The following is a 15,780-nucleotide window of genomic DNA, read 5'->3' on the forward strand; positions in this document are numbered from 1 at the left end:
AATGAACAAAACGTTATTTTCACGCCCTGTCAGGCTGACATCATTTCAGGTCAACAGTATTAAGTTTGTGATCCATGGCCTGGCATCGGGTTACCTGGCGTTGTTATTTTATGCCGGTATCAATGATCAGTTGGGTGCCGATCCGGTAAAAGCGCTCCTCCATTCCAGCGGGATTATGGCAGTGAACCTGTTACTTTTTACCCTCGCGTTGTCACAGATGGCAAGGCGTCTGCCCTGCGCCGATATAGTAAAACTCAGAAGAATGGCAGGGGTTTATGTGTTTGTATACGCATTGGCGCATTTTCTTACCTGGCTGGCGTTTGAACTGCAGTTTGCCTGGCAGATGGCCGGCGCAGAGATTGTTGAAAGGCCTTATATACTGGTGGGTTTCGCCGCCTTATTGATCTTGCTTGCACTGACGGTTACGTCTCCGTTGTTCATCAGGAAAAAAATGAGACAGCGCTGGCAACCGCTTCACAACACCATATGGGCGGCATTGTTTCTGGCCATTTTGCATTACACCTGGTCACTTAAAACAGGCTGGCAGGAGCCGGTATTTTACTGGCTTGTTGCCGGTATATTGTTTAGTTTGCGCTACGTCAGGTAGCCTGGCTGGCGGGATAACAGAAGGGCTGAGGGCAACATACCCTGTATTAATAGAATACCGGCGAAAGCATAGTATCGCCGGCAAAATATTCTTTTAGTATTACTCAGGACGAACCGCAGTCACTTCAATCTCTACCAGATAGTTAGGGTTCGCCAGACCGGCAACCTGTAAAGCTGACCGTGAAGGCAAGTTAGGCTGTTCATCTGTTCCGAAAAACTGAGTATAGCCACGCATAAAGCCGGCAAAGTCCATTTTCCCGTCCATTTCAGGATCCCCGACCAGAAATGCCTGCATCTTGATGACATCGCCCATAGTGAGCCCGAGACTTTTCAGGTTTTCGTCGATACGTTTCATGACGCTCACGGTTTGCATTTCTGTATCACCGTAGGCCTCCCTGCTGCCTTCCGGTGCGTCAGGGTTGCTTACGCCGGGTACTGACCCGCTTAAAAATACAATGGTACTGGTTGCCGGCACTTCAGAGGCGCGCAGTATGGGGAAATCTGAACCAATTAACCCGTGACGTATAACAGTTTCTTTCGGGGTGGAGGTTGCTTCTGCTTCACTGCAACCTGTATTAGCAAATACAGCACTCAGTAGTAACGGGGCAACTAATAACTTTTTCATTTACGTTTTTCCTTTTTATCTTCGGGCAATGGTTTTAACGTCTTCTGCACTCACGGTGTCAGTAAAATGGTTACCAAAGTGTGTACGTGTATAATTCACCACTTCGGCGATTTGTTCATCGGATAAATATTGTTTTAATGCGGGCATACCACCCATACCGTTGCTGACCATAAATGTGACATAAGGGGCAGCACTCAGTTTGGGATTATTTGCCAGTGCAGGATATGCGCCTGCACCTTTGGCGCCCTGTGCATCAGGCATATGACATCCCTGACAGATAGCGTGATACAGCTCATCTCCGGACACTTCTTCAAAATTCTTACCCTGAGAAAAACCGGCATCATCAGTAGCAAATGCACAGCTGCTCAGAAGCAGTAAACCGGTACCGGCAACGTTAATTAATGATTTCATTGTTCTGTCCTCTCTTTCATGCAGCTGTTGTCAGTGCTTTGGCATGTAACCGTTCAATAGCGTCCCGCGCCGAAGCTATGGCTCCTTCCTGCCATGCAGGCAGATTTGAAGCATGCTCACCGGCCAGTACCAGACGACCATCTACCTGACACAGGTTTTCATAGTGTTCTTCCCGCTTTTCTTCAGTCCACACGCCGTAGCATCCTTGTGTCCAGGGCACTCTGTGCCAGCCAACGGCAATGCCGTTGTCGAACTCCTGCTCGTATTGCGGATGGATCTGTTTGCCGTACTGAACGGCTTTTTTGACTCTCTCCTCCGGTGGTAACGAGGTAAATTCGAAAGCGTTTGGCCCCCATACATAGCCGCCCAGCAACACCCCTTTACCTTTGTCACAAAACTTTGTACTGGGATAACTGATATTAGTAATGGGCAGATTGGTGTATGAAACACCGCCATAAATTGCATCGTCCTGCTCCCAGAAGCGGCGCTTAAATTCCAGGCCCACTTTCACTGACGCTGCATAAGGCACCGAGCGGATAGCGGTTTTCATTGCATTGCTTGCTGTTACTGGGATCTGTGAAAGAATCGAGAGAGGAATTGTGCACACACACCAGTCAGCCTGTGCCTCTTTGGCACTGCCCTGCTGGTCGTATTTCACTGTTACACCGGAGTCATTCTGATCAACAGATGTGACTCTGGCGTTGTATTCGATGAGATCGCCAACCCGTTTTTCAAAGGCTTTCGCAATACTGTCCATACCCCCGACAGGCTGAAAAATACTGCTCTGGAATTCGATATCCTGACCATTAACGATGTATTTCCACAGTTCAGACTGCAGTAAGGCACTTTGGTCAAACAATTCGGAGGGTTCAGGTTTAGGTGACAATCCGCCACCCGGCGGTACTTTAAAGCCACGGCGTAAACTTGTCTCATAGGATTTTTTATAAGCAGAAGATTTATCCAGTGCTCCCCAGTGACGAAGAGACTCAAAGAGCTTTTCTCTGTCTTCACCGCTTAATTCAGCATCAAGTGCATTCTGGTTAATGACTTTACTCAATAATTCAGCAGCATATCCCTGGTAATCAGCCTGTACTTCGCGGTAACGCTGGGGTTTACCGTTGAACGCTTTAGTAGAATGCACGTAGGCGTTGTAGTTAACCTGAATAAAAGGCTCAATGGGTACGTTAAACTCATTAATGTAAGACATCACATAATGGTGATGATAGGGTACACGCCAGGGACCGGGATTGATGTAATTCCCCCCAGCGAACTGACATTGCTGGGTCGCACCACCCAGTTCTGTATAAGTATCGCCACCACGGAGCGTCCAGCAACGACCACCGGCTCTGCCATTAAACTCGAGGATCTTCACCTTGTAGCCGGCTTTGCGCAACTCATAAGCCGCTGTCATACCGGCAACACCGGCACCCAATACCAGTACAGATGCCCCTTTCTTCGTACCGCTTAATTTCAATTTACCGGGCTTTGTAGATTCGGCCGCAAAACCCAGTGAACTCATGGCCTGATACATCGCGCCGGCGCCCGCGGTTTTACCAATCCACCCTAATAATGCACGGCGGCTCATACTATGACTGCTCAACGACTGCCCTCCTTGTACTCAATGAAATATCGACAGATACGCATATATTGCACTGTAAGTACCACATTGAGCTGAGCAGGGTTAAACTGTCAAAAAATACGATAATCCGCTGAACCGGCCACAATATGTTATTTACATGTGAACTTTAGTTCATTTATTGCTCAAACTCAGGACGCCTGTTGCCCTATTAAGATGCATTCGATGCACCAATGTTAAAAGTGTTAACGACTTCAGCCCACGCCACTGCTGGCTTGCTGGCCAAATCTGTTGTGTTGCGCTGCTTTTTTATGCAAAAAAATACTTGCACAAGTCGTCATCCTGAAATACTGTATACCCATACACTGTATAAACAAACAGGGATTACCATGACTCATTCAAACAACGTCGTTCAACTCAGCTTTGCCTTTGATGGCGCGCCCCGTGAAGTTTCACGTCCCCGTGGCTGGTCGTACTTACTTGCAGAATCGGTAGCCTTTAAAAAAGATGTGCCACACAGTATCCGTATGCAGAAACCTTCGGAAGAAGATGTACCCGGATGGATTTCAAGGCTCATCATGTCTGGTCAGTGCAAAACCATATATGTTGAGAATCTGGCTCTGGACGATCAGCAACGGGTGGTAATTCAACAATTATGTCGCCGTTATGCCGTTTCAGTTGTGAATCTGCGGGTTACCAACGATGAACAAAACAGCGAAATGAAGAATGTGGTTACCGGGCCTTGGTGATAGCCCGGTACAAAGGTACACTGCCCCGAAAAAGTTAAACGGGCAAAATAATGCAATGTTATTGCAATAGCGGTAAAGACAGAAATCAGTGTTGCGGGCCATTGCTGGCTGGCCAGCAAGAGGCGACTTCACCGGAACAACTTATGCGTTCGAGATACTCTGCGTATGTCAGCAAAAATTATGATTACGTACTCAGAACTTATACAGCATCAAAGCGGGCAGATTTGACTGTCAGTGCACTTGAAGAAAGTGCATCCGGCACGACCTGGCTCCATCTGGATGTATTGCAAACAGATACAAACCATGTGGAATTCAAAGCTTGGTATGCGGAGAGGCGGAAAACCGGTGTTCTCCATGAAACATCACTGTTCCTGAAAGAAAACGATTGCTGGCGCTATGACAGTGGAAAACTGCATGACGATACCGGCACAGTCAAAATTAGCAGAAACGATCCCTGTTTCTGTCAGAGCGGTAAAAAATTCAAAGTTTGCTGCCAACGGAAGACCGGTTCCTGACGGAAGTGCAGATCAGGACAAATATCATAGCATCCTGAACAACCGCCCGGTCAGTCACCATAAAAAGGTTGTCGCCAGTTTTCCTGCAATGTGCGTTTGAAAGGCCTGCTTTGCCGGTTTGCCTGCCAGTCCATAACATACGTGTAAGGGCAATAAGTGTTCTTCACGGGGATGGCAAAACCTGGCATTCGGCGCCGTTGTTTCCCAATTGATGAGTTGATGTGAGCGCTCTCCTTCACTGATATCGCCACCAGTCATCAGTGTTTTCAGCCAGAGCTGAAAAGCATCATTCATTTCATCTGCACCGGCAACCGGTTTGAAGAACGCTTTCATATTGTGGAAGGAAAACCCTGAACCTATCACCAGCGTTTTAGATAAATCACATTTTGCCAGTGCCTCCCCCATACGTACATGCATAGCAGCGTCCAAATGCTTGCTTAATGATAACTGTACGACAGGAATATCAGCCTGTGGAAACATGATTTTCAGCGGCACGAACATACCGTGATCAAACCCTCTTTCCGGTGACACTGATAATTTTATGCCGGCCGCTCTGACAGACTCCTGTAATGTCCCGGCAAATTGAGGCTCCCCCGGGGCAGCATAGGTAATACTGTAAGCTTCTTCCGGAAAGCCATAATAATCATAAATTAAACCGGGTGACGGATGCCCTGTTACGCTAAAGGTACTTTCCTCCCAGTGTGCACTGATCAGAAGAATGCGTTCCGGAACCGGCAATGAGGCTGCGATCCCGCTTAGTTGATCCACCATACTCTGGTGAGAAGGCTCACCAAGAAGCGGAAATGGTCCGCCACCGTGAGAAAGATAAATAATATTCTGAGCAATATTTTGCATAAATACTCCGGGAAACAGAAACTGCTATCGTGTTGACAGTTATTTTCCTATTGATCCCGCGTACTGTCTGTATGCTTAAATGAAACGGTGAAGACGATTTAATGAAATGGTGATTACCGGTTTTCAGGGGATAACAGCCCGGATTTGCCAGTCGCTATCACATCGAGTCTGGAATTCCCGATATTGAGGGTTACCTTTAAGATTCAGGTAATCAACTGAGTCTGCCCTGAAAGCCAGCTTGCAGAAATGCGGCGGGGGTGTATTCATATCGCCTTCCGCCTTGAGAGGTTTTGCCGGTTGTCTGACAGAACCCGGTACACCCCACAGAAATTGCTTTTTGCCCTGTACAGACATTTCAGACCATGCGCGGTGAATATCTTCCGGTGCGTTATCCGCAGTGATAATAGTGGTAGTGCAATTTAAACGGTATTGCTCTCTGCTGCCGGTAAAGTACCAGCAAATAGCAGCATTGGCATTTGCCTTAAGTGCATCAGCCTTTGCGGTTCTCAGATCAGACACCGTGTAAATAATCCCTTCATCAGTATCGAGCTGCCGGAAAACCAGCGTGCGGTTTTCCGGCAAGCCGTCCTTATTGCAGGTGGCAACCTGCATGAAGCGGCTTTCAGGTGAATCTTTACCGGCCTGTAAGCTTTTCAAAAGCCGCTCAGTCCAGATAAGGGGTTTATTGTCTGACATGACTGAATAAGGTGTAAAAGTTTTCAGTGGTTTGCCTGGCCAGTTCTTCCACGGTTACCCCTTTTACTGATGCAATAAATTCAGCCACTTCGACCACAAAGCCAGGCTGATTTTGTTTTCCCCTGTGAGGAACCGGTGCCAGCCATGGAGAATCCGTTTCTATCAACAAGCGCTCCATGGGTAACGCTTTTACCACTTCACGGAGTTCATCCGCCGAGTTAAACGTCACAATGCCAGAAATGGAAACATAAAAACCCATATCGATAGCAGCAAGGGCCATATCGAGACTTTCGGTAAAACAATGTAATACCCCTTTTGTCTCGGGATTTTTATGTTCCTTAAGCAAAGACAGCGTGTCTTCGCGGGCATCTCTGGTATGAATGATCAGCGGTTTTTTAAGGGCATTCGCAACCTTGATATGATCCACAAATGAAGCGAGCTGCACTTCTTTGGTGTCAGCACTGTAAAAATAATCCAGACCCGTTTCACCAATCGCAACAACTTCAGGATTAGACGCTTTCTCAAGCAAGGTATCGTAATCACAGGCGTCTTCCTGATGTAACGGATGTACCCCGCAAGACACAGATACATCAGGAAAGTCTTTTACCGCTTCATACATGTCATCGTAGTCTTTAACAGACACTGACACGCACAGGAAATGCTCAACTCCCCGCTGACGGGCAAACTTCAGGGTTTCTTCCAGTCCGGCCTTGTCCATTTTTAAACGGTCCAGATGGCAATGGGAATCTACGAACAAAATTCAGTACCTTATTTATAACGGGTTAACAGAAAAAACGGACAGTACGCCGGTGAGGATCACCGCTTTATTTACGCCGGGATGCTGGAGTTGTACAGACGCCTGCTGACATTTCAACGATGCCAGGTAATCGTCGGAATGCAATGTGCGGATATATTTTTCATGGGCATCGCTTTGTAACCATTTTACCACCTGAACAGCATGCTCCTGCCATCTCACAGCCAGACTGCGGGGAGATTCTTTATTCCCCATCAAATCCGCAATTCCCTGCTGATAGCCGGTGAACGACAACCCTTCAGCACCTTCCTGCAAACTGTCCAGTACAGTATAAGGCGCATAGCCGTAGGCTTTTATGGTTGCCGGGGTAACGTCAGTCATGCCCTGCGCGGCAAGCCAGTCGATAACGGTCTGCTCAGCAGGCAAAGGAATATCATGTTTTTCGCACCGGCTCAGAATAGTGGGCAACAGCGCCGTTTTGCGACTGGTAAGTAATAATAAATAAGTATTTACAGTCGGTTCTTCCAGCGTTTTGAGTAACGCATTAGAGGCCGCTTCTGTCATGGTATCCGCGTCAGGGATCACCAGTACCTTATTGTTACCCAGCTGAGCAGTCCCTGCTAACTTCTGTATGCCACCCCGTACAGCATCAACGCCGAGTTGCTTTTCACTGACAAGCTGGTGATAGTCGGGATGGTTACCGGCTTCAAAAAGCAGACAACTCTGGCATTGACCACAACTGCCTTCATCTGATACCTGTTTGCACAGTATGGTTTTTGCCAGTGCTGTCGCCAGTACACGTTTGCCGGTACCAGCAATACCTGATAGCAATAATGCGTGATGCAGACTACGCAACCGGAGTCTGTCTGTAAACTTCAGCAACAGAGGTCGCAGCCATCCGGGCATCATGGCAGGTTAGCCTCCAGTGTACTTAAGACATCCTGATGTACGTTTTCCATAGGCTGCATGGCATCAATGAGAAATGCCGTCGGCGATTCATTTGTCAGTGACAGATATTTTTCGCGGGTGCGCTCAAAAAAAGCCAGCCCGGAACGTTCGATCCGATCTAACTCTCCCCGTCCCCTCGCCCGTTGCAATCCGGTTTCCGGTTCAACATCAAGATACAAGGTGAGATCGGGACCAAAGCCCTGCAGACACAATTCGCGCAGTGCCATCAACTTATCTTCAGGGATTTGTCTGCCGCCGCCCTGGTAGGCAAGTGAGCTCATATCGTGACGGTCACCCAACACCCACTCTCCTCTTTCGAGGGCCGGATGGATAACGTTAACCAGCAACTGACGGCGGGCAGCATACATCAGCATTAATTCCGTTTCTTCGGCGACTGTCTCCTGCCAGTCACCTTTAACACATTCACGTATAGCCTCAGCCATGGGCGTACCACCCGGCTCACGGGTACAAACACAGGTATGCCCGCGGCTTTCAATGAACTGTTTCACTACCTCAATAACAGAGCTTTTACCTGCTCCTTCAAGGCCCTCTATAACAATGAATTTTCCTGACATATTATTCTTTTTTGATATTCCGCTGATACTGGTTAACGGCCTCATTGTGGGCTTCCAGCGTAGATGAAAAAACATGTGTCCCGTCACCGCGGGAAACAAAATAAAGCGCATCCGTCAGCGACGGATTAAGAGCCGCATCGATGGCCGCTTTACCCGGCATAGCAATAGGTGTGGGCGGCAAACCGTTAATTGTATAAGTATTGTACGGTGTTTTACCCCGCAGGTGCTGACGGGTCAGATTACCGTCAAACTCATCGCCAAGACCATATATAACGGTGGGATCGGTTTGCAGACGCATGCCACTGTCCAGCCTGTTAACAAATACACCGGCAATGAGGGGCCGCTCGCTGGCGACGGCGGTTTCTTTCTCAATAATTGACGCCATGATCAGCACATCATAAGGCGTTTTATAGGGCAATGCCCCGGGGCGGCTATCCCATTGTGGCTGAATATACCGGCTCAAAGCTTCACCTGCACGTCTGAGGATATCAGAGACAGAGGTACCGGCAGTATAGTGATAGGTGTCTGCCAGGAATAACCCCTCAGGCCAGGCCTGTGAATCATAACCTACAACGGCGGCTGCCAGCCCGGACAATGCATCATCTCCGGTAACATCCTGAACCAGATTCATATCGGCTCTGAGCAGCATCATCCACTGGCTGAGCGTCAACCCTTCCACAAGACTTATCTGAAACTGATATTCATCACCACTGGCAAACAGATACAGAGCGTCCACTGCAGACATCCCCGGTGTTAACTGATAGGTACCTGCTCTGACAGCACTGGCCTGCTGATCCAGTTTCAACCACACTTTTGCAGTAAGAAGAGGGAAAGACGCCAGGTCGTTATCCAATAAGTCGCGGACAACAGATGTCGCAGAACTACCCTGTGGTACGGTGTACAAAACGTCATCTTCTAACGAAAGTGGTGCTGTGAGTTGTTTAACAGACCAGAAATAAGCGATGGCCAGGAAAGCAAAGCCGGCAAAAAGTACTGCAAGGATACTAATCAGGCGTTTCATGTTCCCTCTCATAAGCCTCATTCATTTGCTGCTGCAACGTCCACACCGGCCCGCAATCGAAGCGAACCTCTGCATCATCAAACTGAATACGGTTCAGCGGTACAATGTGCATCAACGCATTACATAAAAAAACCGCGCTGGCTTCTTTAAGATCTGAAATCGTAAATTTTCCTGTTATCACAGGCTTGCCGGCCTGCGCAAGGGTAGAAAGAATAAACGCTCGGTAAACACCGGCCACGCCGGCGTTATCCAGTGATGGCGTATACCACTGACCGTCTGCATACCAAAACACATTGCTGGCACTCGCCTCTGTCACGTAGCCCTGCATATCACACACGATGGCATCATCGAGGGTAATCTGTTCTTTCACCAGCACCTGTTCGAGCCGGTTAATATGCTTGATACCTGCCAGCAAGGGTTGCAATCCCAGCGTCACTGGGCTGATATCAGCAGCAATTCCCTGCTTCTGCCAGCAAGCATACTGAGCCGGCACAGAGAAGTCAGATAACCGCCAGACAGCAGATTGCCCTGCCGGACGCTGATAGCCACGACCGCCACAACCTGAAGAAATGTGCACTTTCAACACGCCATCAGCCAGTTTTTCCGCTGCCGCATGCACTTGTTCAGTCAGCGAGGCCAAATCTACAGTTAATCCCAACCGGGCACTGTCATTTTGTAACCGCTGTTTATGAAGAGACCACAGAGCAACACGGCCACAAGCCACATGCATTGTGGTAAACATGCCATCACCGTATTGAAATGCGCGGTCCTGATGTATGTCTTCAGACATAAAGCGTGTGATTCATTGATAAAATTCAGTGCGGAAGTATACCAGCAGATGCAGGGATTTACAGTGTGCAGACGCGCCTTACAAAAACCGCAAGTGAGTTACGCATAACCTATCACTACACTTCAGATACAAAAAAAGGCAGCGTGATGCTGCCTTTTCACAATCAATTACATTAACCGTCAATACGTTTGAAGATTAATGAACCGTTAGTACCACCGAAGCCGAATGAATTACATAAGGCGTAAGGCGTATCGAATGATTTCGCTTTGTGTGCAACAAAATCAAGATCACAGCCTTCACCCGGATTGTCCAGGTTGATTGTAGGCGGCGCCATTTTGTCACGCAGTGCAAGCACGGTAAAAATAGCTTCTACCGAACCGGCAGCACCCAACAGGTGACCGGTCATTGACTTAGTCGAGCTGACCAGTAAATGATGAGCATGTTCACCAAATACCCGCTTTACTGCTGCAACTTCTGCAATGTCACCAGCTGGCGTGGACGTACCATGTGCATTGATATAACCAATATCTTCACGGTTAACGCCGCCATCCAGTAAGGCGTTTTCCATAGAACGGGCTGCGCCTTCGCCATCTGCAGGAGGTGAAGTCATGTGATATGCATCACCGCTCATTCCGAAGCCTGTCAGTTCAGCATAGATTTTGGCACCACGGGCAACTGCAGATTCATAAGATTCCAGCATCATCACACCGGCACCTTCACCCATTACAAAGCCATCACGGTCTTTATCCCATGGACGGCTGGCCTGCTGCGGCGCATCGTTATTTGCGGACAGCGCTCTGGCTGCTGCAAAACCTGCGATACCCAGCGGGGTAATAGAAGCTTCAGCACCACCTGCAAGCATGGCGTCAGCATCGCCGTAAGCGATGGTACGCGCTGCCACACCAATGTTGTGCACACCGGTTGTACAGGCTGTCACGATATTCAGGTTCGGCCCTTTCAGCCCTTCCATAATAGACAGGAAGCCGGAAATCATGTTGGTGATAGTAGAAGGCACAAAAAACGGTGAAACGCGCTTAGGACCGCTGTTCATCAGTTTAACGTGGTTCTGCTCGATTTGTTCAAGACCGCCGATACCTGAACCGATAGCCACACCTACACGGTGAGCATTCTCATCAGTAATCGCCAGACCGGAATCAGCAAGAGCCTGCTTACCCGCGGCAATGCCGAGCTGGATAAACCGGTCCATCTTTTTTGCTTCTTTCTTTTCGATGTAATCTTGCGGGTCGAAATCATCGACTTGACCGGCAAAACGAGTGGAATAGTTACTGCAATCGAATAAGGTGATGTCACCGATACCACTTTCACCTTTTAACAGGCGGCTCCACGTGTCTTCAACATTAGAAGCCAGTGGTGAAAGCATACCCATACCAGTAACTACTACGCGACGTTTTGTCACAAAAAGCCCTCGTATTGGAACTAACGTTAGATACGAAAACGGCTCTTAACAGAGCCGTTTTCGCAAAACTCAAGAACGCTTACGCGTCTTTATTTGCGTTGATGTAGTCGATAGCAGACTGAACGGTAGTGATCTTCTCTGCTTCTTCATCAGGAATTTCAGTATCGAACTCTTCTTCTAAAGCCATAACCAGCTCAACAGTGTCGAGTGAATCTGCGCCCAAATCATCAACGAAGGAAGCTTCAGCTTTTACTTCTTCTTCTTTAACGCCCAGCTGTTCTACGATGATCTTTTTTACGCGCTCTTCGATGTTACTCATAATTCTAGGTTTCCCTTAACGTCACTAGATAAAAAAGTGCCGCTAGTTTATTTTGCAAGGGCTATCCTTGCAAGTACCAAGTGATGTAAATATCCTGGTCAAACCAGCAACCAACCAATTAATTCTACAATTTTTTAACACCAACACCCAAGCAAAACAAGGCTCAGGCACGAAATTGCTGCCAGATGGCAACATTAATTCATATACATTCCACCATTCACATGGATGGTTTCACCAGTGATGTACGCAGCGCCATCACTGACTAAGAAAGCAACAGTTGAAGCAATTTCTTCCGGTGCACCCAGTCTGTTTGCCGGGATGTCCTTAAAGATCGCTTCTCGCTGGTCGTCTGTCAATGCTTTCGTCATGTCTGTATCGATAAAGCCCGGAGCGACCACATTGATGGTGATACCGCGGGATGCCACTTCACGTGCCATAGATTTGGAAAATCCAATCACACCGGCTTTTGCAGCAGCATAGTTTGCCTGTCCGGCATTACCGGCACTGCCCACTACTGAACCAACATTGACGATACGACCATAACGCTTCTTCATCATACCGCGTAACACGGCTTTAGACAGCGTAAAGATAGATGACAGATTGGTATCGATAATGTCCTGCCACTCGTCATCTTTCATTCGCATTAACAGATTATCACGGGTGATACCGGCATTATTGATCAGAATATCAATAGCACCAAATTCATCAGTAATGTTCTTCAGCACGGTTTCCACCGATGCTTTGTCTGTCACATTTAATGCCAGGCCTTTACCGCCTGATGCAGCTAAATATTCAGAAATAGCAGCAGCGCCATTTTCGCTGGTTGCAGTACCCACAACGGTTGCGCCCTGCGCAGACAGTGCTTCAGCAATGGCTTTACCGATACCGCGACTTGCGCCTGTTACTAAGGCGACTTTACCTGATAACTGACTCATAATTTTCCTGATTCTGAGTAATTAAAGATCAGCCAGTGTGTCCGGCGTATTTACCGCAACACTGGTTAATGCTTTATCAATTCGTTTAGTCAGACCGGTTAATACTTTACCCGGCCCCACTTCAATAATTTTCTCTACGCCCTGCGCGGCAAGGAACTCGACGGTACGGGTCCACTGCACCGGACAGTATAACTGACGCACGAGCGCATCTTTAATGGCTTCAGCCGAAGACTCTACGCTCACATCAACGTTGTTCACCACGTTAATCGCAGGTGCAGTAATGTTGATTGCAGCCAGTGCATCATCTAACTGGTCAGCAGCAGGACGCATTAGTTCGCAGTGAGACGGCACACTTACAGCCAGTGGTAACGCACGTTTTGCACCGGCGTCTTTACATGCCGTTGCAGCTTGTTCTGCGGCAGCCTTTTCACCGGCAATGACCACCTGGCCCGGCGAATTGAAGTTAACCGGAGACACAACTTCACCGGTTGCAATAGCTGTTTGCTGACAACACTCAGCAATGGTTTCATCGTCCAGCCCGATAATGGCATACATTGCCCCTGCTCCGGCCGGTACAGCCTGTTGCATGAACTGACCACGGGCTTCTACCAGCTTCACAGCGTCTTTAAATTCAATGGCACCGGCACAAACCAGCGCTGAATATTCACCCAGACTGTGACCGGCCAGGTAATCTACCTGAATCTGCTTTTCCTGAAGAATACGCCAGATGGCAACGCTGGCTGTCAGCAGCGCAGGCTGCGTGATGTGAGTCTCGTTTAACTTGCCGTCTGTATCATTCTGCACCAGATCCCACAAGTCATATCCCAACGCGTCTGACGCTTCTTTAAATGTATCAATTACAACAGGGTGGCTTTCAGCCAGCTCTTTAAGCATGCCGACAGACTGGGAACCTTGTCCCGGAAATACACAAGCTGTACGAGTCATTATTGTTCCTTATTGTTATCTTTATCGTGCCGGTCTGCAGACCGGACTTAATATCTTACCAGAGCTGAAGCCCAGGCGAAGCCTCCGCCGAATGCTTCAAGAAGAAGATTCTGACCACGCTTAATACGGCCATCTCTGATAGCAGTATCCAGTGCAGTAGGCACGGTTGCAGCAGACGTGTTACCGTATTTCTCCAGGGTCAGCACAACCTGATCTAACGACATGTCCAGCTTTCTGGCAGTCGCTTTAATGATGCGGAAGTTTGCCTGGTGCGGTACCAGCCAGTCAAGATCAGATTTTGCCATATTATTGGCAGCAAGAGTTTGTTCTACAGTCTCAGACAATTTAGTGACGGCAACTTTGAAAGTCTCATTGCCTTTCATAGCACACCAGTTTTCTTCAACGGAAGATGCTACACCCCGTTGAGGATTACCGGCATAGAGTAATTCACCGTAAGAACCGTCTGCGTGAATATGGGTAGACAAAATACCCGGTTCCTCACTGGCTTCAATGACCGTTGCACCTGCACCGTCGCCAAACAGAATGATTGTACCGCGGTCGGTCGGATCCATCATGCGGGTCAGACAGTCTGTACCAATAACCAGCACCCGTTTAGCCATACCGGACTTGATGTACTGATCGGCAATACTCAGGGCATAACAATAACCGGCACAGGCAGCGGCGACATCAAACGCAGGAATGCCGTTAATGTCGAGCATCGCCTGAATTTCACACGCTGTGCTTGGAAATGCATGGGCACCACTGGTGGTTGCACACACAATCATGTCGATGGACTTCGGGTCGATACCAGCAGCTTCTATAGCATGCTTACTGGCTTCAAATCCCATGGTGGCGGCTGTTTCGTCAGCACCGATAATTCGTCTTTCTTTAATCCCGGTACGTTCAGTGATCCATTCGTCACTGGTATCGACCATTTTTTCCAGGTCGGCATTAGTACGCACTTCACTGGGATAATAACTTCCGGTCCCGATAATTCGTGAATAATTGCTCAAAGCTGCTCCAACAAAACCGTTTCTATTTTACTTTTTATTTTCTCAGGAATGCCCATTTTGGCTTCTTGCATTGCCTGATAAATCGCATAGTAAAAAGCGTCAGCGGAAGCGTTTCCGTGACTCTTGATGACAATGCCGCGCAATCCTATCAGACTCGCCCCGTTATACTGGTCGGGGTTCACCCTGTTGTAGATGCTTTTCAGCAGCGGCAACGCTATTCTGGCCATCAAACGGCTTAAAAGGTTCATTTGGGATTGTCGTTTTACTTCATTAATAACCAGTTTGGCTAAACCTTCGGTAGATTTAAGGGCAATATTGCCGGTAAATCCGTCGGTCACCACTACATCGGCATAATCAGTAAAAATGTCATCCCCTTCCACATAACCTATATAATTCAGTGCGCTGGCATTTCTGAACAACTGATCGGCAATCTTTACCTGCGCATTTCCTTTTATATCTTCTTCGCCTACGTTCAGTAGCGCCACTCTCGGCTTTTCAATACCGGACACTTCCTGGGCAAGTACACTGGCCATCACACCATATTGAAACAGTATTTCTGACGTACAGTTTACGTTTGCGCCAAGATCCAGCAGAAACACTTTATGGTGACTGGCCGTCGGCATTGCTGATACAAGGGCTGGCCGGTCAATACCGGGCAATGTTTTCAGAAGATAATAAGCCATTGCCAGCAACGCGCCGGTATTTCCGGCACTGACACAGGCATCGGCCTCCCCGGATTCCACCAGTTCAATAATGCGGCGCATAGAAGATTGCTTTTTATTGCGCAATGCAAAGGCAGGCGCGTCGCCCATATCAACGACATCGTCGCAATGCTCGATGGTGACTCTTGCACGTTGTTCTGGCAATAAATCAGCGACAGCAGGTTCAATGACGGACTGCTGGCCACATAAGATAAATTTGAAATCTGGATGTTGCCGGATGGCTTTGAGGGTAGCGGAAAGGATAACAGGGGGACCATGATCGCCCCCCATGATATCTAACGCAATGGTTAGCTTAGACAAAAGTTGTC

Annotated in this window: 19 protein-coding genes; 3 read left to right on the top strand and 16 right to left on the bottom strand. The window is 48.2% G+C overall.

Going from position 1 to position 15,780, the window contains the following annotated elements; genetic code table 11:
• The first annotated feature begins 1 nt into the window (after position 1).
• Positions 2–607: a sulfite oxidase heme-binding subunit YedZ gene (locus tag DS731_RS11740; protein ID WP_119501506.1), complete on the top strand. Its 606-nt coding sequence runs from the start codon at positions 2–4 to the stop codon at positions 605–607.
• Between the two features lie 99 nt (positions 608–706).
• Here DS731_RS11740 and DS731_RS11745 read toward each other — a convergent pair whose 3' ends face one another.
• Genes DS731_RS11745 through DS731_RS11755 form a run of 3 tightly spaced genes read right to left on the bottom strand, consistent with a single transcriptional unit; the run spans position 707 to position 3,242 of the window.
• Positions 707–1,231 carry a RidA family protein gene (locus tag DS731_RS11745; protein WP_119501507.1) on the bottom strand — a complete coding sequence of 175 codons (525 nt, stop codon included), beginning with the start codon at positions 1,229–1,231 and terminating at the stop codon, positions 707–709.
• A 15-nt stretch (positions 1,232–1,246) separates the two neighbouring features.
• The gene (locus DS731_RS11750) at positions 1,247–1,642 is read right to left on the bottom strand and encodes a c-type cytochrome (protein WP_119501508.1); all 396 of its coding nucleotides are present in this window, start codon (positions 1,640–1,642) and stop codon (positions 1,247–1,249) included.
• 16 nt (positions 1,643–1,658) lie between these two features.
• Positions 1,659–3,242 (bottom strand): flavin monoamine oxidase family protein, encoded by a 1,584-nt coding sequence (locus tag DS731_RS11755; RefSeq protein WP_202980658.1) that lies wholly within the window; start codon positions 3,240–3,242, stop codon positions 1,659–1,661.
• Between the two features lie 365 nt (positions 3,243–3,607).
• On the opposite strand from DS731_RS11755, the gene DS731_RS11760 reads away from it, so the two are divergent.
• A complete protein-coding gene (locus DS731_RS11760) occupies positions 3,608–3,967 on the top strand; it encodes a deoxyguanosinetriphosphate triphosphohydrolase (protein WP_232373349.1) in 360 nt (119 codons plus the stop codon).
• A 143-nt stretch (positions 3,968–4,110) separates the two neighbouring features.
• Positions 4,111–4,482, top strand: coding sequence for a YchJ family protein (locus DS731_RS11765; protein ID WP_232373350.1), 372 nt, complete (start codon positions 4,111–4,113; stop codon positions 4,480–4,482).
• Positions 4,483–4,536: 54 nt separating this feature from the next.
• Here the strand turns inward: DS731_RS11765 and DS731_RS11770 are convergent, their stop codons facing one another.
• The 13 genes from DS731_RS11770 to plsX all read right to left on the bottom strand — a co-directional run bounded on the left by DS731_RS11770 (position 4,537) and on the right by plsX (position 15,772).
• Positions 4,537–5,337 carry a DODA-type extradiol aromatic ring-opening family dioxygenase gene (locus DS731_RS11770; protein WP_119501510.1) on the bottom strand — a complete coding sequence of 267 codons (801 nt, stop codon included), beginning with the start codon at positions 5,335–5,337 and terminating at the stop codon, positions 4,537–4,539.
• A 123-nt stretch (positions 5,338–5,460) separates the two neighbouring features.
• Entirely contained in the window at positions 5,461–6,033 is a 573-nt protein-coding gene (locus DS731_RS11775) for a pyridoxamine 5'-phosphate oxidase family protein (RefSeq protein WP_119501511.1), read from the bottom strand.
• Positions 6,020–6,790, bottom strand: coding sequence for a TatD family hydrolase (locus tag DS731_RS11780; protein WP_119501512.1), 771 nt, complete (start codon positions 6,788–6,790; stop codon positions 6,020–6,022). Before DS731_RS11780 ends, DS731_RS11775 begins: the two co-directional genes overlap by 14 nt.
• 15 nt (positions 6,791–6,805) lie before the next feature.
• Entirely contained in the window at positions 6,806–7,696 is an 891-nt protein-coding gene (holB, locus tag DS731_RS11785; RefSeq protein ID WP_119501513.1) for a DNA polymerase III subunit delta', read from the bottom strand.
• Positions 7,693–8,310, bottom strand: a complete 618-nt coding sequence (gene tmk, locus DS731_RS11790) for a dTMP kinase (protein ID WP_119501514.1) — start codon at positions 8,308–8,310, stop codon at positions 7,693–7,695. Before tmk ends, holB begins: the two co-directional genes overlap by 4 nt.
• A 1-nt stretch (position 8,311) precedes the next feature.
• Entirely contained in the window at positions 8,312–9,331 is a 1,020-nt protein-coding gene (mltG, locus tag DS731_RS11795) for an endolytic transglycosylase MltG (RefSeq protein ID WP_119501515.1), read from the bottom strand.
• On the bottom strand, positions 9,315–10,121 hold the full coding sequence (pabC, locus tag DS731_RS11800; RefSeq protein ID WP_119501516.1) for an aminodeoxychorismate lyase: 807 nt from the start codon (positions 10,119–10,121) through the stop codon (positions 9,315–9,317). Before pabC ends, mltG begins: the two co-directional genes overlap by 17 nt.
• A gap of 172 nt (positions 10,122–10,293) precedes the next feature.
• Positions 10,294–11,538 carry a beta-ketoacyl-ACP synthase II gene (gene fabF, locus DS731_RS11805; RefSeq protein WP_119501517.1) on the bottom strand — a complete coding sequence of 415 codons (1,245 nt, stop codon included), beginning with the start codon at positions 11,536–11,538 and terminating at the stop codon, positions 10,294–10,296.
• A gap of 79 nt (positions 11,539–11,617) precedes the next feature.
• On the bottom strand, positions 11,618–11,857 hold the full coding sequence (gene acpP / locus DS731_RS11810; RefSeq protein ID WP_012518211.1) for an acyl carrier protein: 240 nt from the start codon (positions 11,855–11,857) through the stop codon (positions 11,618–11,620).
• A gap of 194 nt (positions 11,858–12,051) precedes the next feature.
• Positions 12,052–12,792 (bottom strand): 3-oxoacyl-ACP reductase FabG, encoded by a 741-nt coding sequence (gene fabG, locus DS731_RS11815; protein WP_119501518.1) that lies wholly within the window; start codon positions 12,790–12,792, stop codon positions 12,052–12,054.
• 21 nt (positions 12,793–12,813) lie between these two features.
• Positions 12,814–13,737, bottom strand: coding sequence for an ACP S-malonyltransferase (gene fabD, locus DS731_RS11820; RefSeq protein WP_119501519.1), 924 nt, complete (start codon positions 13,735–13,737; stop codon positions 12,814–12,816).
• 47 nt (positions 13,738–13,784) lie between these two features.
• Positions 13,785–14,750 (bottom strand): beta-ketoacyl-ACP synthase III, encoded by a 966-nt coding sequence (locus tag DS731_RS11825; protein ID WP_119501520.1) that lies wholly within the window; start codon positions 14,748–14,750, stop codon positions 13,785–13,787.
• Positions 14,747–15,772, bottom strand: coding sequence for a phosphate acyltransferase PlsX (gene plsX, locus DS731_RS11830; RefSeq protein ID WP_119501521.1), 1,026 nt, complete (start codon positions 15,770–15,772; stop codon positions 14,747–14,749). Before plsX ends, DS731_RS11825 begins: the two co-directional genes overlap by 4 nt.
• Positions 15,773–15,780: the final 8 nt, after the last annotated feature.

The organism is Alteromonas sp. RKMC-009 (assembly GCF_003584565.2).
GTDB lineage: Bacteria > Pseudomonadota > Gammaproteobacteria > Enterobacterales > Alteromonadaceae > Alteromonas.

Excerpts from the sequence above, each read along its gene's own strand:
- DS731_RS11740 (WP_119501506.1), top strand. The coding sequence starts at position 2 with ATGAACAAAACGTTATTTTCACGCCCTGTCAGGCTGACATCATTTCAG.
- DS731_RS11745 (WP_119501507.1), bottom strand. The coding sequence starts at position 1,231 with ATGAAAAAGTTATTAGTTGCCCCGTTACTACTGAGTGCTGTATTTGCT.
- DS731_RS11750 (WP_119501508.1), bottom strand. The coding sequence starts at position 1,642 with ATGAAATCATTAATTAACGTTGCCGGTACCGGTTTACTGCTTCTGAGC.
- DS731_RS11760 (WP_232373349.1), top strand. The coding sequence starts at position 3,608 with ATGACTCATTCAAACAACGTCGTTCAACTCAGCTTTGCCTTTGATGGC.
- DS731_RS11765 (WP_232373350.1), top strand. The coding sequence starts at position 4,111 with ATGCGTTCGAGATACTCTGCGTATGTCAGCAAAAATTATGATTACGTA.
- DS731_RS11770 (WP_119501510.1), bottom strand. The coding sequence starts at position 5,337 with ATGCAAAATATTGCTCAGAATATTATTTATCTTTCTCACGGTGGCGGA.
- DS731_RS11775 (WP_119501511.1), bottom strand. The coding sequence starts at position 6,033 with ATGTCAGACAATAAACCCCTTATCTGGACTGAGCGGCTTTTGAAAAGC.
- holB (WP_119501513.1), bottom strand. The coding sequence starts at position 7,696 with ATGATGCCCGGATGGCTGCGACCTCTGTTGCTGAAGTTTACAGACAGA.
- tmk (WP_119501514.1), bottom strand. The coding sequence starts at position 8,310 with ATGTCAGGAAAATTCATTGTTATAGAGGGCCTTGAAGGAGCAGGTAAA.
- mltG (WP_119501515.1), bottom strand. The coding sequence starts at position 9,331 with ATGAAACGCCTGATTAGTATCCTTGCAGTACTTTTTGCCGGCTTTGCT.
- pabC (WP_119501516.1), bottom strand. The coding sequence starts at position 10,121 with ATGTCTGAAGACATACATCAGGACCGCGCATTTCAATACGGTGATGGC.
- acpP (WP_012518211.1), bottom strand. The coding sequence starts at position 11,857 with ATGAGTAACATCGAAGAGCGCGTAAAAAAGATCATCGTAGAACAGCTG.
- fabG (WP_119501518.1), bottom strand. The coding sequence starts at position 12,792 with ATGAGTCAGTTATCAGGTAAAGTCGCCTTAGTAACAGGCGCAAGTCGC.
- fabD (WP_119501519.1), bottom strand. The coding sequence starts at position 13,737 with ATGACTCGTACAGCTTGTGTATTTCCGGGACAAGGTTCCCAGTCTGTC.